A 25137-nucleotide genomic window follows, 5' to 3' on the forward strand; every position below is an offset into this window, starting at 1 on the left:
TCTCCGCGTTGTCAGTTTGGTTCCCAAGTACTCAGGAGCGCCTGTGGGGAAGTCTGCCCCAGGCGCTCTTTGTCGTAACCCGGGTTTCTCCGGTACGGGCGATCAGTACGGCGACACGAGACTCGCGAAGTGCGGGTCTTACTACCTCGTTCCCGTCCATAATGGCCGGGAACGATCGACCGTCGAGGAGACGAGCATGGTTACCGGCGTTGTGAAGTGGTTCAACGCGGACAAGGGCTTCGGGTTCATCACCCCGGACGACGGCGGCGCCGACGTCTTCGCCCACTTCTCCGCTATCCAGACTTCCGGCTACCGTTCGCTGGACGAGAACCAGCGTGTGGAGTTCGAGGTCACGCAGGGCCAGAAGGGCCCGCAGGCCGCGAACATCCGCCCGCTCTGATCTCTGTCCAGATCAGGTAGCAGGTAGAACGACAAGAACGGCGCCGCATCCCCTCGACCGGGGTGCGGCGCCGTTTCGTTTCTCCCGCTCAGACCGCCGCGGCCTCGGGCAGGGGCGCGGTGCCGCCCAGGTGGGCCGGGAGCCACCAGCGGTCCTCCGGACCTGAGGGCTTGTCCGGGTACGCCCGCTGGGCCGCGTCCAGAAGCTCGCTCAGCCGCTCCTTGAGGGTCGCGGTCAGCGCCTCGGGCGAGACACCCTTGGGGATCTCGATCGCCTGGCCGATCTTGATGATCACCGGCACGTGGCGCTTGCCCAGTTCCTTCTTGTGCCCCTTGGTCCAGAGCCGCTGCGGGCCCCAGACGACCATGGGGATCAACGGCACCTTCGCCGTACGGGCCAGTCGCACCGCGCCCGACTTGAGCTCCTTGACGGTGAACGACTCGCTGATCGTCGCCTCGGGGAAGACGCCGACGATCTCACCGTCCTTCAGGGCCTGTGTCGCCTCGCGGAAGGACGCGGCGCCGGCGTCGCGGTCGACCGGGATGTGCCGCATGCCGCGCATCAGCGGGCCACTGATCTTGTGGTCGAAGACGGATTTCTTGGCCATGAAGCGGACGAGCCGCTTGGCCGGCTGGGCGCCGAGCCCGCAGAAGATGAAGTCGAGATAACTCACGTGGTTGCTCGCCAGCACCGCCCCGCCCGTCTGCGGGATGTGCTCAGCTCCGTCCACCTGAATTTTCAGGTCGAGCGCGCGGAACCAGGCCTTTGCTGCCGCGACGACCGGGGGATACACGAGTTCCATGGCAAGACGGTAGCGGAACTCGCTGAATTTCTCCTGGGCCGGATGCAACGGAACGCCCGTATCGAGCGTCTAACCATTGTCTGGTCTTTTTCACCGGGAGGCGACGGCATGCGGGGTCCTTCGGCCCGCCGGGAGTTGGCGTTCGTGTGCGCCTTCGCCTCGGTGGGCGTCGTGCTGGTCCTCGCCGTGGCCTTCGCCCCCTGGTATCCCGCTTTGTCGGACCCGGCCGGTGTCGCCCCCGCCGTGTGGCACCAGATGTTGGGGCTCCTCGGGGGCGTGTAGGGCCCGTTCACGATCGTGGTGTTCACTGGGATTCATGTCCGACCAATCGTGGCAACGACCGGGCGGTGGCTTCGGCTCCGGTCTCGTCACGGGTGTGCCCTCGCCGCCGCCGCTGTCGGATCCCGCGCCCGAGCCGCCACGAAATGACAAAGGGCGGCAGAAGCGGCAGATCCAGATCTTCGCGGCGATCGCCGGCGCCATTCTCGCCATAGGTCTGACCATTTTGCTCGTGGTGGCGCTCTCGTCGGACACCAATCCGTTCCGCGATCAGGCCTCGGCGCCGACCGATGTCCGGCCGCCCCTGGCGCAGGCCTGCCCGGCGCCCAGCGAGTCGCCCAGCGCCGGGGCGACCCAGGCGCCCTCCGCCCCGCCGCCCGAGTCGGGCCGGCGTACGACCGACACCGAGGCCGGCATCTCGTACAAGGCGTACGGCGATCCATGGGTCCCATGGGACACCACGTGGCGGGCCGGGACGCTCGAGGTGCCGTACAAGGTGGGCCAGCATTTCGTCACCGAGCAGTACAGCGGCGGGAGCTACCACGCCTCGATCCTGTCGGCCGCGGTTCCGGCGGCGGACAACGACGCGGTGACGCTGAACCTGGAGTGCGTGGGCCGTCAGGTGGCGGCGGACGTGCGCGCCGAGTATTACCCGCAGCCGAACACGATGGACGCGATCCGGGACGAGCTGACCACGCTGGGCGGCCGTCCGGCCTGGGTGAGCGAGTTCCGCCTGCACTTCACGGCGCCGGGCCTGACCGCCACCGACGAGTTGTCGGCGGTGGCGGTCATCGACGTCGGAAAGACAACAGCCGCGGTCCTGTACGTCTCGATCCCCGGCACCCACAAGCAGTTCGACTACGTGGTGGACGACGTCCTGAAGTCCGTCAGGATTCTTTGAGGCCCCAGCGCTTGCGCAGGGAGCTGTCTACCGCGTTGAACAGCACGTCGATCAGGATTCCGATGATCAGGACGACGATGATGTAGCAGATGACCAGGCTCGAGTCGCTGAGGTCGCGGGCCTGCTGCATCCGTACGCCGATGGAGAGCGCGCCCGGCACGATGACCAGCAGCTCGCCCGCCATCAGGCTGCGCCACGAGAACGCCCAGCCCTGCTTGAGGCCCGAGATGAACGACGGCAGCGACGCCGGCAGGATCAGGTGCCGGTACTTCGCGAAGCCGCGCATCCCCAGCACCTGGCCCACCCGCAACCACGTCCGCGGCACGTAGTCGATACCGCTGATCAGGCCGTTGGCCACCGAGGGGGCCGCGCCCAGCACGACCACGAACAGGATCGCGCTCTCGCTGAGCTGGAAGAGCAGGATGGCCAGCGGGAACCACATGATCGACGGCATCGTCTGCAGGCCGGTGATCAGCGAGCCGATCGCCGCCCGCAGCGGCGCGAACTGCGAGACCAGCGCCCCGATCACCGTGCCGATGACCACGGCCAGCAGGAAGCCGGTGAAGGCCCGGGTCATCGTCACCCGGACGCCGTCCCAGAAGTCGGCCGTCGTGATCACCGTGCCGAGGTCGGTGAAGACCGTCTCGGGCGACGGGAGCACGTAGATCGGCTTCCACTCGGCCCAGACCACGATCTGCCAGACCAGCAGCACGATCGCGATGGCCAGCAGCTTGGGCCAGGTGCTCTTCCAGATCCGCTTGCCGACGTTGGCCTTCTGGCGCTTCGGCCCGAGTTCCAGGGCGTCCAGGCCGCTGACGGCCCGGTCCAGGGTTTCAGTTGCCATGACGGGCCACCTCCGCGCGCAGCCGATCGGTGATCTCGGCGGCCTGGCCCGAGACCTCGGGGGAGTCGATGCGCCGCGGGCGCTCGTGGGTGATCGCGAAGTCCTCGATCACCCGGCCCGGGCGGCTGCTCAGCAGGATGACCCGGTCGCCGAGCCGCACCGCCTCGCGCACGTTGTGCGTGACGAACAGGACGGTCAGCTCCCGCTCCCGCCAGATCCGCTCCAGCTCGTCGTGCAGGATGTCGCGGGTCATCGCGTCGAGCGCGCCGAACGGCTCGTCCATCAGGAGCACGTCGGCGTTCTGAGCCAGGGCGCGGGCCAGCGCGACGCGCTGGCGCATGCCACCCGACAGCTCGTGCGGCCGCTTGTCGCCGAAGCCCCGCAGCCGGACGACGTCCAGCAGTTCGTCGGCCCGCTGCCGGCGCTCGGCCCGGCCCGCGCCCTGCAGTCGCAGCGGCAGCTCGACGTTGGCCCGCACCGAGAGCCACGGGAACAGGGCCGCCTCCTGGAACATCAGCGAGACCTTGCGGTCGCCGATGTCCAGGGTCCCGCCGCTGACCTGGTCGAGCCCGGCCACGAGCGAGAGCAGAGTGCTCTTGCCGCAGCCGGACGCGCCGAGCAGGCAGACGAACTCGCCCCGCTGGACGGTGAGCGAGACCCGGTCCAGGGCCAGGAGGGAGCCGTACTCCTTGGAGACGTTCTCCAGCTGAAGGACGCTCATGTCAGGCCGCGGAGTCGCTGACCTCGGGCTTGCCCGCGGCCTTGAGCAGCTCGTTGAGCGGACCCAGGTCGTAGATGCCCTTGAGGTCGACGGGCTTGAGCAGACCGACCTCCTCGGCGTGCTTCGCGCTGGTGTAGAGCGACGAGGCGACCGGGTCGGCGGTGAAGGTCAGGTTCTTGAACGAGGAGGCCAGCACCTCGTCCTTGAGCGGCTTGCCGCTGAGCGCCTTGATCTGCTCGTTGGCCGCCTTCTGGGCCCCCGCGTTGTCCTTCTCGATCTCGTCGAGCGCCTGGAGGTGGCCCTGGAGCAGCTTCTTCACGGTGGCCGGGTACTTCTTGAGGAAGTCCTGGGTGACGATCAGGTGGGTGGTGACGAACAGGCCGTTCGGCCACAGGTCCTTCTCGTTGACCAGCACCTTGCCCTTGGACTCGAGGACCAGGCGGCTCAGGTTGGGCTCGGGCACCCAGGCGCCGTCGATCGAGCCCTGCGCGAACGCCTGGAGGGCGGTCGCGTTGTCCTGCGGCAGCACGGAGACGTCGCCGCCGCCCTGGGTGTCGGCGTTGAGGCCGTTCTCCTTGAGCCAGGCGCGCAGCGCGACGTCCTGGGTGTTGCCGAGCTGCGGGGTGGCGATTTTCTTGCCCTTGAGGTCGGCCGGGCTGTTGATGCCCTCCTTGACGACCAGGCCGGCGCCGCCCGAGGTGCTGCCCGCGATGATCTTCAGGCCGCTGCCCTTGGACTGGGCCCAGCCGTTGATGGCCGGGTTCGGCCCGATGTACGTCGCGTCGATCGCCCCCGAGAAGAGCGCCTCGATGGCGGCCGGTCCGGCGTTGAACGTCTTGGTCTCGAGCTTGGTGCTGCCGAGCGCCGTCTGGAAGTAGCCCTTGTTGACGCCGATCAGCGCCGGGGCGTGGGTGATGTTCGGGAAGTAGCCGAGGCGGATGGCGCTCGCCTCGGCGGTGCCGCCGGCGGCCGCGCTGTCGTCGTCGCCGCAGGCGGACAGCAGGGAGGCGGACAGCACGGCGGTGGCGGCGAGGGCAAGCGCACGTATGGTGCGGGAGCTCATGGCTCTCTACTCCTAGATGTTGTTGAGTTGGGCCAGGGTCCGGTGGTCGACGACGCCCTCGATGGCCTCCTCGACGGCGACCCAGACGTCGCGCAGCCCGATGGCCGCGCCGCGGTAGGTCGTGGTGCCGGTGGGCAGTCCGCGCACGGTGGTCAGCGCCCCGCCGACCGCGCGGACGACGTCGCCCACAGTGATCTCGGTCGCCGGCCGGGCCAGCGCGTATCCGCCGTCGACGCCGCGGTGGCTGTGCAGCAGCCCGGAGCGGCGCAGGTCGAGCAGGATGCCTTGCAGGAAGCTGAGCGGGATGTCCTGGGCCGCGGCCAGCGACGCGGCCTTGACCAGGCGCGGATGCTCCGCGGCGACGGCGAGCATCGCCCGGACGGCGTAGTCGGTGCGTGCCGAGACGTACACGGTTCCCCCTGACCGTCCGTGCCATTGTCTGTCTAACCTATCTAGCGGATAGGAATAATGGCCTAAGTAGAGATTGGGGTCAAGCCCCGGGCCGGCTCCGTCCGGATGACGGGATGCGATCGCTCGGTGACCGGCCGCCGCCACAGTGGCCGCCGAAGGCGCTAATGTCATTTTGTGGCGCGCAGAATCAAGATCCCCGCGACGAAATATCCGGTCGAGCGATTCACCCTGGACAACGGTTTGCGGGTGGTGCTGACTCCCGATCGCAGCGCCCCGGTCGTCGGTGTCGCGGTCGTCTACGACGTCGGCATCCGCTCCGAGCCCGAGGGCCGCACCGGCTTCGCTCATCTCTTCGAGCACCTGATGTTCCAGGGCTCGGAAAATCTGGAGAAGCTGGCCCACTTCCGGCATGTGCAGGGCGCCGGCGGCACCTTCAACGGCTCGACCCACCTCGACTTCACCGACTACTTCGAGGTGCTGCCGTCGGGCGCGCTCGAGCGGGCCCTCTTCCTCGAGGCCGACCGCATGCGCGGTCCCCGGCTCACCGAGGAAAATCTGCTCAACCAGATCGACGTGGTCAAGGAGGAGATCCGGGTCAACGTGCTGAACCGGCCGTACGGCGGGTTCCCGTGGCTCCGGCTCCCGCCGGTCATGTTCAACACTTTCGCCAACGCCCACGACGGCTACGGCTCGTTCGGCGACCTCGACAGCGCCACCGTCGAGGACGCGCAGAACTTCTTCGACCGCTACTACGCCTGCGGCAACGCGACGCTCGCGGTGGCCGGCGACTTCGACGTGGCCAAGGCCACCGAGATGATCAAGCGGCATTTCGGCGACGTGCCGGCCCGCCCGGCCCCCGAGCGGCCCGACTTCGACGAGCCCGATCTCGACAGTGAGCGCCGCGACTCGTACACGGACAAGCTCGCCCCGCTGCCCGGCGTGGCCAGCGCCTGGCGCGTGCCCGACCCGATCAACGCCTTCCAGGACTACCTGCCCTACGTGGTGCTGGCCGAGGTGCTCACCGACGGCGACGCGTCCCGTCTGGTCGAGCGCCTGGTGCAGCGCGACCGCACGGTGACGAGCATCGGCGGCTACATCGGCTTCATGGGCGACGAGTTCCAGGTCCGCAACCCGACCGCGCTGCTGCTGCAGGCGCACATGCCGCCCGGCGGCGACACGGAAAAGGTGCTGCGCACGGTTGACGAGGAGCTCGACCGGCTGGCCGCCGACGGGCTGCGGCCGGGCGAGCTGGAGCGCACCCAGGCCCGCATCGCCACCCACCTGCTGCGCGACACCGACGCGGTGCTCGGCCGGGCGCTGCCGATGGCCGTGCTCGAGCTCCAGCGCGGCCGGCCCGAGATGCTCAACGAGCTGCCCAAGCTGGTCGGCGAGGTGACCGGGGCGCAGATCGTCGCCGCCGCGGCCACCCTGCGCCCCGAACGTCGCGCCACCGTCGAGGTCCTCCCGGGAGCTACCGCATGACAACGAAAGCCCTGCCCGATCTGATCCCCGACGCCAAGCTCAAGCTTCCTCGCGAGGCCGAGCGCACGATCGCCGGTGGGCTGACCGTGATCGCCATCCGGCGGCCGGCGGTTCCGCTGGTCGAGCTGCGGCTGCGGGTGCCGTTCGGCAAGACCCCGCTGCCCCGGGCCACCCTGCTGTCGCAGGCGCTGTTCACCGGCACCAGCGAGATGACCAGCGTCGACATCGCGGCCGAGCTCCAGGCCGTCGGCGGCGGCCTCTCGGCCGGCCTCGATCCCGACAAGCTGCTGATCAGCGGCAACTCGCTGGCCGCGGGCCTCGACCGGATGCTGGAGATCCTGGCCGCGGTGCTGACCGACCCCGGCTATCCCAACGAGGAGGTCGCCACCGAGCGCGAGCGCCTGGTCGACCACATCCAGGTCGCCCAGAGCCAGCCCGCCCATCTGGCGCGTACGGCCCTGCTCAAGCGGATCTACGGCAAGCATCCGTACGCGGTGCAGACGCCCGAGCCGGATCAGGTCCGCTCCGTCCGCCCGGCTCAGCTGCGCGCGCTGCACGCCGACCGGGTCCGCCCCGAGGGCGCCGTGCTGGTGCTGGTCGGCGACATCAACCCGGAAAAGGCGATCGACGCCGCCGAGAAGGCGCTCGGCAGCTGGACCGGCCCGGCCAAGGACGGCACGATCCCGCCCACCCCGCCGCTGGAGCCCGGCCCGCTGCTGCTGGTCGACCGGCCCGGCGCGGTGCAGTCGTCGCTGCGCATGGCGCTGCCGGCGCTGGAGCGCACCGATCCCGACTACGCGGCCCTCCAGCTGGCCAACCTCGTCTTCGGCGGCTACTTCTCGTCGCGCTGGGTCGAGAACATCCGCGAGGACAAGGGCTACACCTACGGCCCGCACACCGGCATCGAGCACTTCGCGGCCGGCTCGGCCCTGATGGTGGCGGCCGAGGTGGCCACCGAGGTGACCGGCCCGTCGCTGCTGGAGACCCTCTACGAGCTGGGCCGGATAGCCAGCCTGCCGCCCGGCGAGGACGAGCTGGAGCAGGCCCGGCGTTACGCCCTGGGCACGCTCCGCCTCGGCATGTCCACCCAGGCCGGTCTGGCCGGCCTGGCCAGCATGTACGCCGGCATCGGCCTGCGCCTCGACCATCTGCGCGAATATACGGCGGCCCTGGCCTCGGCCAGCCGCGAGCAGGTGGCCGAGGTGGCGTCGCGGTTCCTGGCGCCGTCCAAGGCGGTCACCGTCGTGCTCGGCGACGCCGACAAGGTCGAGGGTCAGCTGTCCGCGCTCACGACCGTGGAACGCGGCGCCGAGTGAGCGCTCCGGAACAGCCCGACCTGCACGAGCAGCCCGGTTCGCCACCTCTGGCCCGCACCACCCTCGACCGGGCGGCCCACCACCGTACGGACGAAGCCTGGTTGTCCGAGGCCTGGACGCGGGGCCTCGTCCTCGTGGTCGACCTGTCGAAGGGCGGTCGTGCTCTCGTCAAGGACGACGTCCTCGTCCTCGTCCGGCCGGACGAGGCGCCCGAGGGGGACCATTGGTTCCTCGGCGAGGACCGCGACGGCACCCCGCTCTGGACCATCGACGCCCCGCTGCCCGAGGCCGACGGCGCCCGGGCGGCGACCCTGCGCGAGGTCGGCCACCTGCTCAGCGACCGCGACGCCGGCATCTTCACCACGGCCGCCGCGCTCGGCAACTGGCACCGGAGCCACCAGTTCTCGCCGCGCACCGGCCAGCCGACCAAGGCGATCGAGGCCGGCTGGGCCCGGGTCGACACCGACGGCAACACGATGTGGCCGCGCACCGACCCGGCCATGATCGTGCTCGTGCACGACGGCCAGCCCGGGCCCGAGGGGCGCTGCCTGCTCGGCCACAACGCCACCTGGGGCGCGGCGCCGGACGGCGGCCTGCGCTTCTCGTGCCTGGCCGGCTACGTCGAGCCCGGCGAGTCGGCCGAGGCCAGCGTCGTGCGTGAGGTCGGCGAGGAGGTCGGGCTGCGGCTCAGGTCCTTGCGGTACGCCGGCAGCCAGTCCTGGCCGTACCCGGGCTCGCTGATGCTCGGCTACCACGCGACGGCCGATCCGGATCAGCCGCTCACGCTCGACCCGGCCGAGATCGACGAGGCGCACTGGTTCTCGCGCGACGACATCGCGAAGATGATCGCCGGCGACTATCAGCACCCGGAAACGGGTGTCCGGATGGGCCTCCCGATGCCTTCTTCGATCGCTTTCTATCTCATTGAGAGCTGGCTGGCTGTTTGAACTTTCTCTAATCAGAAAAGTTTTCTGCTTCCTGGGTAACCTTCGCGCGCCACCGACTCGTCTTCGATATACAAAGACCGAGAGGTGGAAATTCGATGACGCAGGTGGAAGCGCCCGCATGGGCACCGATGACGGCCGATGAGCGCGCCCGGTTCGACCGGGACGGCTTTCTCGTCGTCCGCGGAGTGTTGTCGCCGAGCGAGATCGACGTGGCCCGCGCCGCGATCCTCGGCGCCTTCCAGCGTGCCGGCGAACCCGGTGGTCACGGCCTCGGCCCGACCGGCGCCCTGCACCAGTTGTCGGCGGTGACCTCGCTGCCCGAGCTGGCCTTCCTGCTCGACCATCCGGTGGCGTTCCGCTACATCTGGTCGCTGCTCGGCTGGAACGTGCACGTCTACCACTCCCACGTCGACGTGCATCCGCAGATTCAGCGGAAGCAGAAGGACTGGTGGCACTGGCACCAGGACGGCGGCCGTCAGAATAGAGAGATCGAGACCGATCCCCGCCCGATGATGTCGGTGAAGCTGGCCTATTGGCTTTCCGACGTGAGCGAGACCGGGCGCGGCAATTTCACCGTTCTGCCGGGCAGTCACAAGACGAACTGGCTGCCCGGTCCGCCGACCCGGGGCGTTCCCTGGCCGCAGCCCGAGGGCGCCATCCAGATCACGGCCGACCCGGGCGATCTCGTCGTCTTCGACCGCCGCCTGTGGCACGCCCGCTCCGACAACTACTCGACGATCACCCGGGTCGGCGCGTTCTTCGGCTACACGTACCGCTGGATCGCCGGCCGGGACGAGACCGCGGACCTGCCGGGCCGTCCGGAGTGGGCGGGCTTCTCCGACGTGCAGCGCCAGCTGCTCGGCCACGCCGGTGACGGCAGCGGCGACCACGCGTGGGGCCACTATCCGCAGACCACCCCGCTGTACGGGGCGCTGCGGGAGCGCGGTCTGCTGGACTCCAGCATTCCGGCACTGATTCCGTAGGGTCCGGATTAACATCCGTATGTGGGACAAAACGGGACATTAGTCAAGACGGCGACGGCGGCGGGCCGCAACGTCCTCGAAGCGCTCGAGGACGAGCACCCGGCGCGGTCGCTGTCCCGGCTGAGCGACTCGCCGGCCGCGGTCCGGCTGCTGCGCGAGCTGTTCACCGTGGCGGTCCGCCGCAGCTTCGTCGGGCGCGACCCGCGGGACGTCACCGGATACGTGCGCGACCTGCTCGAATATCAGTCGCTGCCGACCGGCGGCGGGCTGGCCCGCGAGGCCGAGGCGGTGATCCGGTCCGCGGTCGGCGAGCCCGATCTGGCGTACCGCATCCCGGACCTGCGCCGCTTCGAGCTGATCTGTTACGTCGTGGGTGACCTGGTGCGGCCGCCGGGAATTCCACCGGCCCATCTGGCCGACCTGATCGAGCAGGCCGAGCACCGGGTGGAGCGGTCGTGAGCGCCGTCTTCCCGCCCGAGCCGCGGCTCGGCCACCTGCTCCAGGCGGTGGCCCGCAACGACGTGCCGGCCCGGCTGGCCGCTCCCGCGGGCGACACGGAACGCCGCGTGTGGGAGATCGCTTTCGGTCTCATGGTGCGCCGCCGGTTCCTCACCGACAGCCCGCTGGCCGAGATCGGGCGCAGCGTGGCGACGGCCGTGAACTTCCACGCCGCGGCGGCGCTGCCCGCGCTCGACGCGGAGATGCTGGTGCGCGAGGCGCTGGGCGAGAAGGTGCCGGTGGAGGACATCGACGAGGCCGTCCGCTCCGGCGTACATCTGCTGTTGTCCGCTTCTCTCGCCGACGAGCTGGCGATGACCGACGGCGAGCTCGACGACCTGATCAAACAGGCCGAGAAGCTCGCCGTCCCGATTCCCATGCCGGCCCCGGCCCCGCCGGAGGAGGCCGAGGAGGAGGTCAGCTAGCGGCCAGCGCGGCCAGGTGCTCCTTGACCTGGACGATCGACGGGTTGGTCAGCGCCGACCCGTCATCGAACTTCAAGGTCGGCACCGTCTGGTTACCGCCGTTGACGCTCATCACGAAGTCGGCCGCGGCCGGCTCCCGCTCGATGTCCACGACGTCGTAGGCGATGCCCTCGCGGTCGAGCTGCGACTTGAGGCGGTGGCAATATCCGCACCAGGACGTCGAGTACATGGTCAGCATCGGTCAGGATCCCTTCGGATGGGTCACATGGCACAGCGCCTTCAAGCACAACGCCCGCCCCTGGTGTCATGATTCCCTGTTGTGCTGACTGATGCGGTGCTGGCCGGGCTCGACCCCGAACAGCGGACGGCGGTGACCGCCCCGGCGGGCCCGGTCTGCATCCTGGCCGGCGCGGGCACCGGCAAGACCCGGGCGATCACCCACCGCATCGCCTATCGGACCCTGGCCGGCGAGGTGAACCCGCGCCACATCCTGGCCGTGACCTTCACCGCCCGCGCCGCCGCCGAGATGCGGTCGCGGCTCACCGAGCTCGGCGCCCGGGGCGTGCAGGCGCGCACCTTCCACGCGGCGGCGCTGCGCCAGGTGCGCTACTTCGCCCCGCGGCTGCTCGAGGGCCGGGCCATGCCCGAGCTGCTGGAGAGCAAGGCCCGCGTGGTCGGCCTGGCCGCGGCCCGGGCCGGGGTGCGGGCCGACCGCACCGGCGCCCGCGACCTGGCCAGTGAGATCGAGTGGGCCAAGTCGTCGCTGGTCGAGCCGGGCGAATATCCCGTGGCGGCCACCAAGGCGCTGCGTGAGCCGCCGTTCGAGCCGGCCAAGGTGGCCGAGGTGTTCGCCGCCTACGAGGAGCTCAAGCGGCGGCAGGGTGTGATCGACTTCGAGGACATGCTGCGGGCCGCGGTCTGGGGCATCGAGGACCACCCGGACGTGGCCGAGCAGATCCGGGCCCAGTACAGGCACTTCGTCGTCGACGAATATCAGGACGTCAACCCGCTCCAGCAGCGGCTGCTGGAGGCGTGGCTGGGTGGGCGCGACGACCTGACCGTGGTCGGCGACGCCAGCCAGACGATCTACTCGTTCACCGGCGCCACCTCGTCGTACCTGATCGACTTCCCCCGGCAGCGGCGCGAGGCGGTGGTGGTCCGGCTGGTCCGCGACTACCGCTCCACCCCGCAGGTCGTCGGGCTGGCCAACGCCGTGATCCGGCAGGCGCGCGGCAACGAGGCCCGGCTGCGCCTCGAGCTGGTCGGGCAGCGCCCGCCCGGCGCCGAGCCCGAGCTGAAGATCTTCCCGGACGAGACGGGCGAGGCGGCCGCGGTCGCCCGGAAATGCCGCGACCTGATCGGGGCGGGCACGCCGGCCAGCGAGATCGCGGTGCTCTTCCGGACGAACGCGCAATCCGAGACGTACGAAAAGGCACTGGCCGAAGCCGAGGTGCCGTACGTGGTCCGCGGGGCCGAGCGGTTCTTCGAGCGCACCGAGATCCGCCAGGCGATGATCGCGCTGCGGGCCGCCGTGCGCTCGATCCCGGGCGAGACGCCGCTCGTGCAGGCGGTCGTGGAAGGGCTGGCCGCGACCGGCTGGCAGCGGGAGCAACCCCCGCCCGGCGGGGCCGCGCGCGAGCAGTGGGAGGCGCTGGCGGCGCTGGTCACCCTGGCCGAGGAGTACGCCAAGAGCCCCACCCTGGAGCCGATCGGGCAGGCCGGGGCCGTGCAGCGCGACCTGACGCTGTCCGGCTTCAACGACGAGCTGGCCCGCCGGGCCGAGCAGCAGCACGCGCCGACCGTCGCCGGCGTCACCCTGGCCTCGCTGCACTCGGCCAAGGGCCTCGAATGGGACGCGGTCTTTCTGGTCGGCCTGGCCGACGGGACCCTTCCGACGACGTACGCCAAGACGCCCGAGCAGCTCGAGGAGGAGCGCCGGCTGCTGTACGTGGGGGTCACCCGGGCCAGGCAATACCTGTGGCTCTCGTACGGGCAGATGCGCTCCTCGGGCGGCCGCGCGCGCCGGCCCTGCCGTTTCCTGCCGCAGCTCGAGCGCAACTCCAGCACCGAGCGGGCCGGCGCCGGCGCCGACCGGAGTCGGAAACCCGACCGAAGGCGCCCGCAGGTGTCGTCCTGCCGCGTCTGCGGCGCCACCCTGCTGGCCGGGGCCGACCGCAAGCTGGGCCGCTGCCCGACCTGCCCGTCGGACCTCGACGAGGATCTCTACGACCGGCTGAAGACTTGGCGCGCGACTATGGCCGAGGAACTCAGCGTTCCTGCTTACGTGGTGTTCACCGATGCCACGTTGGTGGCGATCGCTGAACGCCGCCCGTCCGGCCCGGCCGAGCTTCTGGCGATCGCCGGAATCGGGCCGCGCAAGCTCGGCCAGTACGGGCCCGCGGTGTTCGCTCTGGTGGGCGGCGCGGACCCACTTTCGGCCGCCTCGGAAAAACTTTGAGAATCAACCCGTTAATTCGTTTGCCCTCCCGTGCGGGGCAGGCATAGCCTCAGGACACAGCTCACCGAGCGGCTCCGTTCGGCCGGGTTGAACAGGCAAGTCAAGACACGAGTGCAAGCAATTGGAGGAGGTGGCAGATATGGAGATCTTCGAGATGACGATGACGCGACCGTTGATGCCGCTGACCCTTGCCTGCGCTCCGTCCGCTCTCCAGCCGGCTGCCCCCGTGGCAGTGCTGGCCGCCGAGCGGGCTCCGGTGTCGCGGGTGCACCAGGTCTCCGCTCAGGCCGAGCTGGCGGAACTGGGTCGCGGCGGCGCCATCAGCACCAAGAGCACCACTGGGTTCAAGGGCAGCAATGTCTCCATCTCCAAGCGCTACACGGATGGTGGCAGCGGTGTCCCGCCTCGAGGAAGGCCGGTCTGACAAACAGACCTCCGGCTCACCTCGAGGCCGCGGAACCCGTAACCGGGATCCGCGGCCTAATTTTTTTCCCGGCTCACCGGCCGGACGTACGACCTGAACGGCGATCCAGAAGATCGAAGAGAAGAGAGAGGTGACCGGGCTTTATGAGTCTGGCGCTGGCCCCACTCGACGTGAGCGTCGAGATCGAGGCAAACCTGCCCTGTCGGAAGTTCGACCCGGACCTGTGGTTCTCCGACTCCCCGGCCCAGCTGGAACTGGCCAAGTCGCTCTGCGGGGACTGCCCGCTGCGCGTCGAGTGCCTGGCCGGCGCGGCCGAGCGGAACGAGCCCTGGGGTGTCTGGGGCGGCGAGATCTTCGAGCGCGGTGCCGTGGTTCCGCGCAAGCGGCCGCGTGGCCGTCCCCGTAAGGCCGATGTGGCGCGCGACGCCGAGCTGGCCCACGAGGTCGAGGAGCGGCTCGCCGCGAACGGTCTGGACTCCCGCAACTCCGTCCGCCTGGCGGCCTGACATGCACACCCTCCCCAACCCCCTGACCCGAAAGCCGAGCATCGAGATGAACCCGAACGGAACGAAGATGAGACTCCTCCAAGAAGCGTTGTCCCGTGCCCGAATGCGTCGGCCTCAGAGTGACTACACACCTGAGGCACACCGTCCCGCCCGTCGAGTAGCCATGGAGGCCCAGCACCGGGCTTCGCGCGAACTCGGTGGTGGACGCTTCTGATCCGCATCTGAGCGACCAACCCGATAGGAAAAGCCCGTCCGCTGCGAGCGGACGGGCTTTTCTGTGCTTCCGGCGGTGCTGTGCTTCCGGCGGTGCTGTCAGGCGCCGGCCGACAGGAACACGGTGATCGCGGCGGCGAGGTAGGCCGGGTCGTCGACGTGGGTGAGCTCGCGGGCCGAATGCATCGAGAGCAGCGGGACGCCGACGTCGAGCGTCGGGATGCCGAGCCGGGCCGCGGTCATCGGGCCGATCGTCGAGCCGCAGGGCACCGCGTTGTTCGAGACGAACTCCTGCCACGGCACGCCGGCCTTGGCGCAGGTGCGGGCCCAGAGTGCGGCCCCGGTCGCGTCGGTCGTGTAGCGCTGCACCGCGTTGATCTTCAGCAGGGGACCGCCACCGGCCACGGGACGGTTGACCGGGTCATGCTTTTCCGGGCGATTGGGGTGTACGGCATGACCGGCGTCCGAGGACAGACACCACGACCCGGCGATGGCCCGGGCCAGATCGGACCGGTCGCCGCCGAGCGCGGACGAGACCCGCTCGAGTACGTCGGACAGGAACGGGCCGGCGGCGCCGGAGCGGCTCTCGGACCCGACCTCCTCGTGGTCGAACGCGGCCAGGATCGCGATCGCGCCGACCGGCTGGGCCGCCAGCAGCGCGGTCACCCCGGCGTGCACCGAGGAGAGATTGTCGAGCCGGGCCGAGGCGAAGAGTTTGCCGTCCTGGCCGAAACGGGCCGGTGCGGCGCTGTCCACGGTGATGATGTCGTAGCCGGCGACGGCCTCGCCGTCGATGCCGGCCAGCCCGGCCAGGTGACCGACCACGTCGGCCTCGCTCGCCGCGCCGACGCCGAAGACCGGCTGGACCTCGCGCTGCCGGTCGGGCGCGAACCCGCTGTTCAGCTCGCGGTCGAGGTGGATGGCGAGGTGCGGGATGCGGGCGAACGGCCCGGTCCGCACCAGGTGGCTGGTGCCGTCGCGGTGCACGACCCGGCCCGCGAGTTCCAGTTCACGGTCGAACCATGAGGCGACGATCGGACCCCCGTACACCTCGACCCCGGCCTGCAACCAGCCGAAAGCGGACGTCGAGGGTTTGGGCTTGAGCTTGAAGCCGGGCGAGTCGGTGTGCGCGCCGAGGATCCGGAACGGGGTGCCGGCGTTCGCGCCCTCGGGAATCGCCAGCGCGATGACCGAACCGTCCCGCACGATGAGCAGCCGCGCGCCCGGCCGGACGTCGCCGCGCCAGTCGGCGGTCTCGTCGAGCGTGCGATATCCGGCCTCGCCCAGCCGGCGGGCCACCTCGGCCGCCGCGTGATAGGAGCTGGGTGAGGCGGAGACGAAGGCGGCCAGATCGTCGATGTGGGTCATGGCCTTCAGGCTACGGGCGCTTCATGCGCGAATCCCGGCAGCCACTTCTCGAGGATGGCGCGGTAGGGCGCGCGGGCCTCGAGCTGGCACAGCACACCGATCGAGCCGAGCGTCACCCGGTGGATCAGCAGGTACGACGGCGGCAGGTTGAGCTTGCGGCTGAGCTGGTAAGCCGGCGAGCGCGGGTTGCTGAGCCGGGTCGCCTCGCCGCGCAGCCAGGCCCGGGTGAACCGGAACTCGTCGACCGCCACCGGCTCGATCATGGGCCGCAGGAAGTCGAGCACGGCCCGGGCGTCGATCTCGTCGTCGGGCTTGATGAAGCCTTCCTCGCGCAGCCCGTCGGCCACCCCGTCGGCGTCGTCGTCGAGCGCGAGCCGCACGAGCCGCCCGATCGCCTCCGGATGCCCACCGGGGAGCCGGGCCACCGCGCCGAAGTCGATGACGCCGAGCCGCCCGTCGGCCAGCATCCGGAAGTTGCCCGGATGCGGGTCGGCGTGCAGCAGCCCGGCCCGGGCCGGCGCCGAGAAGTGCAGGAGGGCCATGAGCCGTCCCGCCTCGTCGCGCTCCTCCTCGGTGCCGTCCGAGATCACCTTGGCCAGCGGCGTGCCCTCGACCCACTCGGTCACCAGCACCCGCGGCGCCGAGGCGATCACCTTGGGCACGTAGATCTCCGGGTCTCCGGCGTACGCGGTGGCGAAGGCCGACTGGGTCTCGGCCTCCATGGCGTAGTCGAGTTCCTCGGTGATCCGGTCCTTGAGCTCGGCCAGCAGCGGCTTGATGTCCATGCCCGGCTGGATGATCTTGAACATGCCGGCCAGCCGGGACAGCTGCTTGAGATCGGCCAGGAGGGCTTCACCGGCGCCCGGATATTGCACCTTGACGGCGACGGGCACGGTCTTGGGCTTGGCGTTCTTGCGCGCGGGCGGCAGTTTCCACACCGCGCGGTGCACCTGCCCGATGCTGGCCGCGGCGGCCGGGCTGTCGTCGAACTCGGCGAAAAGATCACGCCAGTCGGGCCCGAGCTGCTCGGCGAGCGCCTTGTGCAGGCTGGCCACCGGCATGGGCGGCGCCGCCTCTTGAAGCTTGGTCAGCGCCTGCCGGTAGGGCCCCGCCATCTCTTCGGGCATGGCCGCCTCGAAGACGGAAAGCGCCTGCCCGAACTTCATGGCGCCACCCTTGAGCTGCCCCAGCACGCTGAAGAGCTGCTCGGCGGTGCGCTGCTGAATATCGGCCGAGATGACGTCGGTAGCGATCCCGACGGCACGCTTGCCCAGCCCGAGAGCCGTCCGCCCCGCGAACCCGAGAGGAAGCGAGGCCAGCTTGGCCGTCCGGGCCGCCGCCCGCCGCGGTATATCGCTCACCAGATCATTGTGACCGACGCCGCCCCGTTACTCGGCCCGCCTGGGGCGGCTTCGCCCTACTCGCCCACAAAAGTCCGTTACAAGTTTCCCACCCCTCCACAAATCTCACCCCGCCCCACCACAACCTCCACCCATCACCCACAGCCACGTCGACCCACTTCCCACCGCAGACCACACTGCCCGCAGTCGTCGCATTGACCCACTTCCTGCAGCCGTCTCGCCGCCCACCGCCCGCCGGCCACCGCCCCGCCGGCCATCGGCCCGCAGCCCGCCGACTACCGGCCTGCGGACCACCGACCTGCCGACCACCTGCCCGCCGGCGTGATGCCTGGTGGGTGGCGCTTCTTTCGGCCGGCGCCTGTGTGGTTGGCGCGGCTGACGAGGTCTTTCCTTCGACTGATCGGAAGGTGGCTTCCCGCGTCGGCTTCGGCGGGCGGCCGTTGCGCGGCAGCTCATGTGTCAGCGGGCCTCGGCCTCTCGTTAGGCGGGATTCGCCCGGTATATCTGCTATGCGGAAAAGTGGGCACGCTCAATCGGGAGGTGCTGAGCGTGGAGGAGCAGGCGGAGATCCGGTGGCAGCCGCGTGGCGGGTGGGCGCGGGTGCTCGGGTGCCGTTGCTTTCCTGGCCGGTGCCTTCGGGTGGCTGCTGTGTGGTGGATGGCGCAGCTGGTCGGGCGCGGCTCCTTCCTTTGCCGGCGCCTTCGGGCGGGTGTCGTGTGGTGGATGGCGCGGCTGCTCGGGTGCCGTCGCCCTTGGTCGCCCTTGGGCGGCGGGTGTTGTTGCCCTCGGTTGGCGGCTGGGTTTTTCGCTGGGCCCTGGCTGGGCGGTGGGAGCAGTCGCACAGGGGATGTGGGGGCCACGTTCGGCGGCGGAAGCGGCCCGGGCCCGTGATCTCGATCGAGGCGCCCAAGGTTTCGGGGATGTCGCCGTCCACGTAGGCGAGGGCCTCCGCTGTGGCGTATGCCGTTGCCGTCAGCAACGTTGTCACCGTGCATGGCTCCGGCGTCAAGGAGCGCGGGGCTCCCGGCCAGCTCGCGTCGCGGTCCAGGCGGTGGAGTTCCAGGCAGGCCAGGCACGGGCCGCCCGTCATGGGGACCAGCGGGCCGATCACCGCGGCGCCGTCCCGGATGGTCACCGCCAGGTGGGGCTGGCGGCGGGCGGCGTGGGCCGCCGCGACCAGGGCCGCCGGCCTGTCGTGGTCGAGCTGGACGACCAGGGACGGCCTTGCCGTTCTGGGGTGGCGGGTGTTCGTGTCCGGCATGGCCTGGGTCACGGCGGCCGCTATGGCCTCGCCGCGTGGCGTGCCGATCGTGCTTTTGCGGAACGGGCCGCCCGACAGCTCGTCCTCGTGGACCGAGCCGGGGACGTCCGCCCACACGTTGCCCACGCCCGCCTCGGCCAGGGCGACCGCGATCGGGGCGCCGAGACGGCCACGCCCAGTGATCAGCACGGAGGCGACCTGGCGTCGTCTGAGGGTGGTGGTGGGCGCTCGTCCGCTTCTCAACGCCGGGGGCACGTGTCTGGGGATCGGCGCTGCGCGGCGGTCGTGGAAGGCCAGGGCCGTCGCCTCGCCGACCAGCCTCTGGTGGACGGTGCCCGTCGACGTGCGCGGGATCAGGGCGGCGGCCGGCAGGGCCAGGCCGGCCGCGTGCAGGAACTCGAGGACGGCCCGCGCCTGGTCGGCGGGAATGCCCAGCTCGACGGCCCGGAGCAGGACCAGGCGCTCGGGGCGGGTGCCGTCGAGCAGGTCGAGGATCTCGGCGGCCCGGGGGTCGGGCAGGCGCAGCAGGACGGCCCGGGCCGGGTCGGCGCCGAGCTGCAACTCGGTGTCGTCCCGCCAGACTCGGGGGAGTCCGGGGAGAAGGAGAGGGCGGTTCACGAGTGACAGCATGTCACTGCGGCGATGCGGAGCGAGTTCGTTGTCCACAGGCCCACACCGCCCGTGAAGCGGGTTATCCACAGCCCTGAGCGAGTTATCCACAGGCTAGAGGGTTGTCCACAACCTCACTCAACGTGCCCGGTCCGCTGGGGATATGGCGTTGCGGGGTAATGCACCGGGGAGGGCTACCCGCCCTCCCCGGTCGGGTGACGATTAGGCCTTGGCCTTGCCCAGGATGCGGTTGACGGTCGTGCCGCACACCGGGCACTTGCCCTTGGCCATGTTCATGCCGGTCTTCGAGACCTCGACGGTCCCCTGGAAGTCGCGCTTTTCCTTGCACTTAACGCAGTAGCCGTTGTACGTGTTGTCGGCCACGGTTCCTCCTAGTCAATGTTGTCGGCCGGGGTGGGCCCGAGCGACCTTGTTCGGCGCTGGACCGATCCGCGACCACGTGGATGTGGCCACCCGTCAGGGCCGTCCACTACCCAGGTCAAGCCGGTTCCATGTCAGCGCGGTGCCGGTGGTGTCGGCGCCGACGTGAGTGTGCCGGGAGGAATCGCCCTTTTTGGCCACTTGTGCCGCAACACGCCGGGGATTGCCTTCAAACGGTCGTAAAAGGGACGCGCGGCACGTGCGCTAAGTTGGCACGCTGTCATCGATGTTGCGGCTGTGGAAATTTTTTCCGGTAATACAGGGAGCAACTACGCATATCCGGCGGGTGTCATCGGCCGTACTCTTGCGGTGACATGGGTCTCACGGATTAGCGTCTCAACGTGAACCCGAATCTGGGCCTCGCGAGCCGGTGATGGCCCGGACGCGCAAGCCTGTCGTCGAAGTGCGGCGCAGCCAGCGCCGGCGTCGCACAGTGTCCGCGTACAGGGACGGTGAGCGCGTTGTCGTGCTCATCCCGGACAGGTTCTCCCGTGCCGAGGAGACCGAGTGGGTCGAGCGCATGCTGGCCCGCCTCGAGGCCCGGGAAGAGCGCATCCGCCGTACGGATGATGAACTGTTGTCCCGGGCCCGCCGCCTCACCAGCCGCTACCTCTCCGACCACGCCGAGCGCGTCCGGCCGGCGAGCGTGCGCTGGGTGACCAACCAGAACGGCCGCTGGGGCTCCTGCACCCCGGACGACGGCACGATCCGCATCTCCCACCGCATCCAGGAGATGCCCGACTGGGTGATCGACTACGTGCTGCTGCACGAGCTGTCCCATCTGGTCGTCCCCAGCCACAGCGCCCGCTTCTGGGAGCTGGTCAACCGCTACCCCAAGGCCGAGCGGGCCCGTGGCTATCTCGAGGGCATCTCGGCCGCGACCGGGTTGGTGCTGGCCGACGACTGAGGCGCCCGTCGTAGGGTGGGCACCGTGGTGAAACGGCTCGTGGCTGCGTTGCTGGTGCCCGTCGAGTGGAGTCCGCCCGGCGTCGGGCTCGCCGCGTGGCGGGCCGCGATGGCCGAGGACGTGGTCGACCTTCTCGCGCGCCTGGCCCAGGCCGATGCGGCCGTGGCGGCCACCCCGGGCGACCGTGAGCTGGCCGAGGAGATCGCCTGGCCCGGCATGCGGATCTACGAGGTGCCCACCGCGACCTACGGCCCGGTCCTGGCCGCGGCCGAGGCCGACGGCTTCGACCAGGCCGCCGTCATCGCCGCCGACGCCCCTGACGTGCCCGGCATGATCCTCGGCAAGCTGCTGCGGCCCCTGGAGACCAAGGCGGTCGCGGTGGCCGCCGGTGGGCCCGGCAGCGGCCTGTTCGGCCTGGCCACAAGCCTTCCCGCCCCGGCCTGGCTCGCCGATCACGACCTCGACACGGCAACGGCACAAATTCTCCGGCGTACGGCCCCTGAGCCCGGCGCCGTCTCCTCGACCCCCGAGTGGCGCCGCCTGCGTGGTGCGGCCGAGCTGGCCTCGCTCGACCCGGCCCTGGAGGGCTGGGAGAACACCAGGGCGCTCCTCGGCGGCTGAGCCCACCGGGAAGTGGGCTAGGGCGCCGTCGTTCGCGGTGACAGGCCTCTGAGCAGGGTTTCCACGAGGGCGGAGGCGAAGCTCGCGGTCTTCTCCGGCGGGTGGTCGGCGAAATGGCCCAGGAACGCTCGTTGCAGGCAGGAGCCGAGCAGCATCTGAGCGGCGGCCGCGGCGTCCGCTTCCGGGTCCAGGCGGCCGAGGTCCTGCTCTCCGCGCAGATAGGCGGTGAGGGCCAGGGCCGGCATCTGTGGTCCGGCGCCCCGCTCCTTCAGGGCTGTGCGATGGGCGGCCAGCAGCGCCGGCTCGGAGAAGAGCGACGCGGCCATGGGAAAGCCCTGGTCGTAGAAGTCGGCCGCGGCCAGCGCCACGTCGTGGAGCACCACGGCGACGGGCTCGGCGCCGGCGCGCTCCGGCAGCCGGGCGAGAACGGCGCCGAGGGTGGTGGGGCCTCGTTCGCCGAGCACCGCCATGAACAGGTCGGTCTTGTCGCGGAAATGCTTGTACAACGCCGCCTCGGACAGTCCGGCGGCGCGGGCGATCTCCTTGGTGGTCGCGCGGGCCAGGCCACGATCCCTGATGACCTCGGCCGCGGCGGAGACGATCCGGTCGCGAGTGTTCAACGCCTGCTCCTTGACACGGTGGTGAGTGCTCACTAACTATAGAGGTTAGTGAGCACTCACTAACCAGGAGGCATGCAATGAAGATCGCTGTTTTCGGGGCCACCGGCGGCACGGGTTCCCAGCTCGTCCGCCAGGCCGTCGACGCCGGCCACGACGTGACGGCCGTGGTCCGGGACCCGGGGCGGCTGGCGGCGGACCTGCCGCCACTGCGGGTCGTCACGGCCGAGCTGACGGACGCGGCCGCCGCGGGCGCGGCCGTAGCCGGTCAGGATGTGGTCGTCTCCGCCATCGGGCCGCGCGATCGGGGACCCACCACCGTCTGTGCGGACAGCGCGACCACGATCGTCGCCGCCATGGAGCAGCACGGGGTGCGGCGCCTGCTCGTCATCAGCAACAGTGGCATGCACGTCGACGATCACGACGGCCTGTTCACCCGTGGTGTGGTCAAGCCGATGCTGGCGCGGATGCTCGCGCACGGGTTCGCCGACATGCGCCGGATGGAGGAGATCGTCGCCGCGGCCGACCTCGACTGGACGGTCGTGCGGCCGCCGATGCTCACCGACGGGCGGCGGACCGGGCGCTGGCGCACCGCGGTCGGGCACAACCTGCCGCGCGCCACCCGGATCTCGCGCGCGGATCTGGCCGGCGCGCTGCTGCGCTACGCGGCCGACGAGGGAACCGTCCGCGCCGCGGTGGCCGTCGCGCTCTGAAGCTCGAGTTGCAGCTCAGCCCGCAGCTCGCGGCAAAGGCTGGGGACGGCAGCGGGCCGCGCTGTCGCAGCGGTGCTGTGGCCGATCCGTACATCCGAAAAAGCCGGACCGGCCACGGCCAGTTACTTCTCGTCGGGTTTGCCCTCGTCCTCGCCCTTGTCCAGGTTGTCGAGCTCGCTGATGTCCCAGTCGGACTCCACCTGGGCGAAGGCCTGCGGGTCGGCGAAGTCCTCGTCGGTGGGCAGCAGGTCGGGGTGACCCCACAGGGCGTCGCGGCCCTGGATGCCGCGCTGCTCGGCCACGGCGGCCCAGAGCGCGCCGGCCTCGCGCAGACGGCGCGGACGGAGCTCGAGGCCGACGAGAGCGGCGAAGGTCTGCTCGGCCGGGCCGCCCGCGGCGCGACGGCGGCGGAACGCCTCGCCGAGCTGGACCACCGACGGCAGGCGGTCGCCGGCGGCGGAGTCGACCACGTGGCCGACCCAGCCCTCGATCAGGGCCAGCGCGGTCTCGAGGCGGGCCAGGCTCGCCTTCTGCTGCGGCGTGTCCTCGGGCGTGAAGATGCCCTCGAGCGCCATGGCCTGCATCGACTCGGGGTCGGTGGGGTCGACGCGGCTCATCGCCTCTTCGATGGCGTCACGGTTGACCGTGATGCCGTTCGCGTACGTCTCGACGGCGTTCAGCACGTGGGCCCGCAGCCACGGGACGTGGCCGAACAGGCGCTGGTGGGCCGCCTCGCGCAGCGCCACGTAGAGCCGGACCTGGTCCTCGGGGATCTCGAGGCCGTCGCCGTACGCCTTGATGTTGGCCGGTACGAGCGCGGCCGTGCCGGTCGGGCCCAGCGGAAGGCCGATGTCGCCGGCCGAGAGCACCTCGGCCGCGAGCTGGCCCAGCGCCTGGCCGAGCTGGCCGCCGAACAGGGCGCCGCCGAGCGTGGCCACCATCGACTGCATGGGGCCGAGCTGCGCTTTCGCCTCATCGGGGACGAGATCGCCCATGGCGCCCACCATGCGGCCCGCGATCGGGTCGCACAGCTTCTTCCAGACGTCGAGGGTGTTGTAGATCCACTCGTTGCGGTTCCAGGCGGCGGCCGAGCGGATGCCGCTCGGCAGCGCCGAGGCGGGGTCGAGCCACAGGTCGGCGAGGCGCAGCGCCTCCTCGACCTGGTTGCGCTCGTACATGTTCACCGCGGGGTCACCGGACGCGGACAGCTGGCTGGCCGCGACCTGCCGGGCCAGGTCCCAGTTGACCGGGCCGCTGCCGGGGCCGGCGAACATCTGCTGCAGCTGCGCCATGAACTGCTGCATCTGCTGCGGGTCGGAGGGGTCGGGCGGCTGGGCGCCCGGCAGGGAGAAGCCGAACGGGATATCAGGCACGTAGTCAACCGTACGCGGGAAACGCCCGCTCCGGACCGATGGCGCCGTCCGCTCAGAGAGAACGAGGTCAGCAGCTCAGAGAGAACTCAGGCAGGGGGGATAGTCTCACGCGCATGAGACGTCGTGGTGTCACGGTAATCCTCGGCGCCCTGATCACCGCCCTGCTGGCAGTCGGTGTCATGGCCGCACCCCTGCCCTATGTCGTGCTGAAGCCCGGCCCGACCGTCAACACCCTCGGTTCGGACAACGGCGCCGAGGTGATCCAGGTGACGGACGCCGCCAAGACCTCGACCTCGGCCGGGCAGCTCAGGCTGACCACGGTCAACGTGCAGTCGCAGGTGGAGTTGGTCTGGGCGATCAGCAGCTGGTTCAGCCACTCCGACGCGGTGGTGCCGCGTGAGCTGATCTACCCGCCCGACAAGTCAGAGAAGCAGGTCGAGCAGCAGAACGCCGAGGAGTGGACGGAGTCGCAGGCCAGCGCGGTCACCGTGGCGCTGAAGAAGCTGGGATATCCGGTCCTCACCTATGTCAAGAAGGTCACCGCCGACGGCGCGGCGACCGGTGTGCTCAAGGCCGACGACGTGATCACCGCCGTGGACGGCACCAAGATCACAGATCCGAACAAGCTGACCGAGGTGGTCCGGGCCAAGCCGGCCGGCACCACGTTCACGATCTCCTACACGCGGGGCGGCAAGGCGGCGACCGCCAAGGTCACCACCAAGGCGAGCGGCGACGACAAGACGCCACGCCTGGGCATCGAGATCGGCACCAAGCAGGACGCCCCGTTCAAGGTCAAGATCGACTTGAACAAGATCGGCGGCCCGAGCGCCGGCCTCATGTTCACGCTCGGCATTCTCGACAAGCTCCAGCCGGAGGACCTGACCGGCGGCAAGATCATCGCGGGGACCGGCACGATCGACGACAACGGGAACGTCGGCCCGATCGGCGGCATCCCGCAGAAACTGGTCGGCGCCAAGAAAGCCGGCGCTCAGATCTTCCTGGTTCCCAAGGACAACTGCGCCGAGGCGCTGAAGAACGCGGTGGACGGTCTGCCGATGGCGGAAGTCGCCACCGTGGACGACGCCCTGACCGCCATCAAGACCTTCACCAGCGGCGGCACCCCCAAGGCGTGCTCGGCTGCGTGACAGATGTCGTACTGTGAGACACCGGCCCGACTGAATTGTGGAGCCTCC

28 protein-coding genes are annotated in these 25137 nt (G+C 70.3%); 16 read left to right on the forward strand and 12 right to left on the reverse strand.

Features of this window, described 5'->3' with window-relative positions; genetic code table 11:
- The first annotated feature begins 196 nt into the window (after positions 1 to 196).
- Positions 197 to 400: a transcription antiterminator/RNA stability regulator CspE gene (gene cspE, locus ACFY36_RS22715; RefSeq protein WP_015625344.1), complete on the forward strand. Its 204-nt coding sequence runs from the start codon at positions 197 to 199 to the stop codon at positions 398 to 400.
- A gap of 88 nt (positions 401 to 488) precedes the next feature.
- On the opposite strand, the gene ACFY36_RS22720 is transcribed toward cspE, so the two are convergent.
- A complete protein-coding gene (locus ACFY36_RS22720) occupies positions 489 to 1202 on the reverse strand; it encodes a lysophospholipid acyltransferase family protein (protein WP_499747956.1) in 714 nt (237 codons plus the stop codon).
- Positions 1203 to 1310: 108 nt separating this feature from the next.
- Here ACFY36_RS22720 and ACFY36_RS22725 point away from each other — a divergent pair, with 108 nt between their 5' ends.
- Positions 1311 to 1484 (forward strand): hypothetical protein, encoded by a 174-nt coding sequence (locus ACFY36_RS22725; RefSeq protein ID WP_499747957.1) that lies wholly within the window; start codon positions 1311 to 1313, stop codon positions 1482 to 1484.
- Between the two features lie 34 nt (positions 1485 to 1518).
- Positions 1519 to 2382, forward strand: a complete 864-nt coding sequence (locus ACFY36_RS22730) for a hypothetical protein (RefSeq protein ID WP_499747958.1) — start codon at positions 1519 to 1521, stop codon at positions 2380 to 2382.
- Here the strand turns inward: ACFY36_RS22730 and ACFY36_RS22735 are convergent.
- From ACFY36_RS22735 to ACFY36_RS22750, 4 genes are read right to left on the reverse strand one after another with little or no spacing between them, the layout of a single operon-like run.
- A complete protein-coding gene (locus tag ACFY36_RS22735) occupies positions 2369 to 3226 on the reverse strand; it encodes an ABC transporter permease (RefSeq protein WP_499747959.1) in 858 nt (285 codons plus the stop codon). The genes ACFY36_RS22730 and ACFY36_RS22735 overlap by 14 nt on opposite strands.
- On the reverse strand, positions 3216 to 3947 hold the full coding sequence (locus ACFY36_RS22740) for an ABC transporter ATP-binding protein (protein WP_499747960.1): 732 nt from the start codon (positions 3945 to 3947) through the stop codon (positions 3216 to 3218). The genes ACFY36_RS22735 and ACFY36_RS22740 overlap by 11 nt, the downstream gene beginning before the upstream one ends.
- A 1-nt stretch (position 3948) precedes the next feature.
- A complete protein-coding gene (locus ACFY36_RS22745; protein WP_499747961.1) occupies positions 3949 to 5010 on the reverse strand; it encodes an ABC transporter substrate-binding protein in 1062 nt (353 codons plus the stop codon).
- A 12-nt stretch (positions 5011 to 5022) separates the two neighbouring features.
- A complete protein-coding gene (locus ACFY36_RS22750) occupies positions 5023 to 5421 on the reverse strand; it encodes an RrF2 family transcriptional regulator (protein WP_498692310.1) in 399 nt (132 codons plus the stop codon).
- 174 nt (positions 5422 to 5595) lie between these two features.
- On the opposite strand from ACFY36_RS22750, the gene ACFY36_RS22755 reads away from it, so the two are divergent.
- The 6 genes from ACFY36_RS22755 to ACFY36_RS22780 all read left to right on the forward strand — a co-directional run bounded on the left by ACFY36_RS22755 (position 5596) and on the right by ACFY36_RS22780 (position 11072).
- Positions 5596 to 6903, forward strand: a complete 1308-nt coding sequence (locus ACFY36_RS22755) for a M16 family metallopeptidase (protein ID WP_499747962.1) — start codon at positions 5596 to 5598, stop codon at positions 6901 to 6903.
- Positions 6900 to 8219, forward strand: coding sequence for a M16 family metallopeptidase (locus ACFY36_RS22760; RefSeq protein WP_499747963.1), 1320 nt, complete (start codon positions 6900 to 6902; stop codon positions 8217 to 8219). The genes ACFY36_RS22755 and ACFY36_RS22760 overlap by 4 nt, the downstream gene beginning before the upstream one ends.
- 20 nt (positions 8220 to 8239) lie before the next feature.
- Complete coding sequence (gene nudC, locus ACFY36_RS22765) at positions 8240 to 9166, forward strand: NAD(+) diphosphatase (protein WP_499748205.1); 927 nt, start codon at positions 8240 to 8242, stop codon at positions 9164 to 9166.
- 95 nt (positions 9167 to 9261) lie between these two features.
- The gene (locus ACFY36_RS22770) at positions 9262 to 10149 is read left to right on the forward strand and encodes a phytanoyl-CoA dioxygenase family protein (protein WP_499747964.1); all 888 of its coding nucleotides are present in this window, start codon (positions 9262 to 9264) and stop codon (positions 10147 to 10149) included.
- A 21-nt stretch (positions 10150 to 10170) separates the two neighbouring features.
- Complete coding sequence (locus tag ACFY36_RS22775) at positions 10171 to 10608, forward strand: hypothetical protein (RefSeq protein WP_499747965.1); 438 nt, start codon at positions 10171 to 10173, stop codon at positions 10606 to 10608.
- Complete coding sequence (locus tag ACFY36_RS22780; protein ID WP_499747966.1) at positions 10605 to 11072, forward strand: hypothetical protein; 468 nt, start codon at positions 10605 to 10607, stop codon at positions 11070 to 11072. Before ACFY36_RS22775 ends, ACFY36_RS22780 begins: the two co-directional genes overlap by 4 nt.
- On the opposite strand, the gene ACFY36_RS22785 is transcribed toward ACFY36_RS22780, so the two are convergent.
- The gene (locus ACFY36_RS22785; RefSeq protein WP_097318005.1) at positions 11065 to 11310 is read right to left on the reverse strand and encodes a mycoredoxin; all 246 of its coding nucleotides are present in this window, start codon (positions 11308 to 11310) and stop codon (positions 11065 to 11067) included. The two genes, ACFY36_RS22780 and ACFY36_RS22785, sit on opposite strands and share 8 nt — an antisense overlap.
- Before the next feature lie 81 nt (positions 11311 to 11391).
- On the opposite strand from ACFY36_RS22785, the gene ACFY36_RS22790 reads away from it, so the two are divergent.
- From ACFY36_RS22790 to ACFY36_RS22800, 3 genes are all read left to right on the forward strand, one after another.
- Positions 11392 to 13530: an ATP-dependent DNA helicase UvrD2 gene (locus ACFY36_RS22790; RefSeq protein ID WP_499747967.1), complete on the forward strand. Its 2139-nt coding sequence runs from the start codon at positions 11392 to 11394 to the stop codon at positions 13528 to 13530.
- A 139-nt stretch (positions 13531 to 13669) separates the two neighbouring features.
- On the forward strand, positions 13670 to 13954 hold the full coding sequence (locus ACFY36_RS22795; protein WP_499747968.1) for a hypothetical protein: 285 nt from the start codon (positions 13670 to 13672) through the stop codon (positions 13952 to 13954).
- A gap of 143 nt (positions 13955 to 14097) precedes the next feature.
- Positions 14098 to 14460 (forward strand): WhiB family transcriptional regulator, encoded by a 363-nt coding sequence (locus ACFY36_RS22800; RefSeq protein WP_097318008.1) that lies wholly within the window; start codon positions 14098 to 14100, stop codon positions 14458 to 14460.
- Between the two features lie 312 nt (positions 14461 to 14772).
- Here ACFY36_RS22800 and ACFY36_RS22805 read toward each other — a convergent pair whose 3' ends face one another.
- From ACFY36_RS22805 to ACFY36_RS22820, 4 genes are all read right to left on the reverse strand, one after another.
- A complete protein-coding gene (locus tag ACFY36_RS22805) occupies positions 14773 to 16041 on the reverse strand; it encodes a M18 family aminopeptidase (protein WP_499747969.1) in 1269 nt (422 codons plus the stop codon).
- Positions 16042 to 16046: 5 nt separating this feature from the next.
- Positions 16047 to 17402 carry an ABC1 kinase family protein gene (locus ACFY36_RS22810; protein ID WP_499747970.1) on the reverse strand — a complete coding sequence of 452 codons (1356 nt, stop codon included), beginning with the start codon at positions 17400 to 17402 and terminating at the stop codon, positions 16047 to 16049.
- Positions 17403 to 17931: 529 nt separating this feature from the next.
- Positions 17932 to 19281, reverse strand: coding sequence for a hypothetical protein (locus tag ACFY36_RS22815; RefSeq protein ID WP_499747971.1), 1350 nt, complete (start codon positions 19279 to 19281; stop codon positions 17932 to 17934).
- A 213-nt stretch (positions 19282 to 19494) separates the two neighbouring features.
- On the reverse strand, positions 19495 to 19656 hold the full coding sequence (locus ACFY36_RS22820) for a DUF5679 domain-containing protein (RefSeq protein ID WP_015625326.1): 162 nt from the start codon (positions 19654 to 19656) through the stop codon (positions 19495 to 19497).
- Between the two features lie 430 nt (positions 19657 to 20086).
- Between ACFY36_RS22820 and ACFY36_RS22825 the strand changes: the two genes are divergently transcribed.
- Complete coding sequence (locus tag ACFY36_RS22825) at positions 20087 to 20620, forward strand: M48 metallopeptidase family protein (protein ID WP_499747972.1); 534 nt, start codon at positions 20087 to 20089, stop codon at positions 20618 to 20620.
- A 24-nt stretch (positions 20621 to 20644) separates the two neighbouring features.
- Positions 20645 to 21241 carry a hypothetical protein gene (locus ACFY36_RS22830; protein ID WP_499747973.1) on the forward strand — a complete coding sequence of 199 codons (597 nt, stop codon included), beginning with the start codon at positions 20645 to 20647 and terminating at the stop codon, positions 21239 to 21241.
- Between the two features lie 17 nt (positions 21242 to 21258).
- Here the strand turns inward: ACFY36_RS22830 and ACFY36_RS22835 are convergent, their stop codons facing one another.
- A complete protein-coding gene (locus ACFY36_RS22835) occupies positions 21259 to 21861 on the reverse strand; it encodes a TetR/AcrR family transcriptional regulator (protein ID WP_499747974.1) in 603 nt (200 codons plus the stop codon).
- Between the two features lie 77 nt (positions 21862 to 21938).
- Here ACFY36_RS22835 and ACFY36_RS22840 point away from each other — a divergent pair, with 77 nt between their 5' ends.
- Positions 21939 to 22571: an NAD(P)-dependent oxidoreductase gene (locus ACFY36_RS22840; RefSeq protein WP_499747975.1), complete on the forward strand. Its 633-nt coding sequence runs from the start codon at positions 21939 to 21941 to the stop codon at positions 22569 to 22571.
- Positions 22572 to 22693: 122 nt separating this feature from the next.
- On the opposite strand, the gene ACFY36_RS22845 is transcribed toward ACFY36_RS22840, so the two are convergent.
- Complete coding sequence (locus tag ACFY36_RS22845; protein ID WP_499747976.1) at positions 22694 to 23944, reverse strand: zinc-dependent metalloprotease; 1251 nt, start codon at positions 23942 to 23944, stop codon at positions 22694 to 22696.
- A 113-nt stretch (positions 23945 to 24057) separates the two neighbouring features.
- Between ACFY36_RS22845 and ACFY36_RS22850 the strand changes: the two genes are divergently transcribed.
- A complete protein-coding gene (locus tag ACFY36_RS22850; protein ID WP_499747977.1) occupies positions 24058 to 25089 on the forward strand; it encodes a YlbL family protein in 1032 nt (343 codons plus the stop codon).
- The last annotated feature ends 48 nt before the right edge of the window (positions 25090 to 25137 follow it).

Source organism: Actinoplanes sp. NPDC000266 (assembly GCF_042899005.1).
In the GTDB taxonomy this organism is placed as follows: Bacteria; Actinomycetota; Actinomycetes; order Mycobacteriales; family Micromonosporaceae; genus Actinoplanes.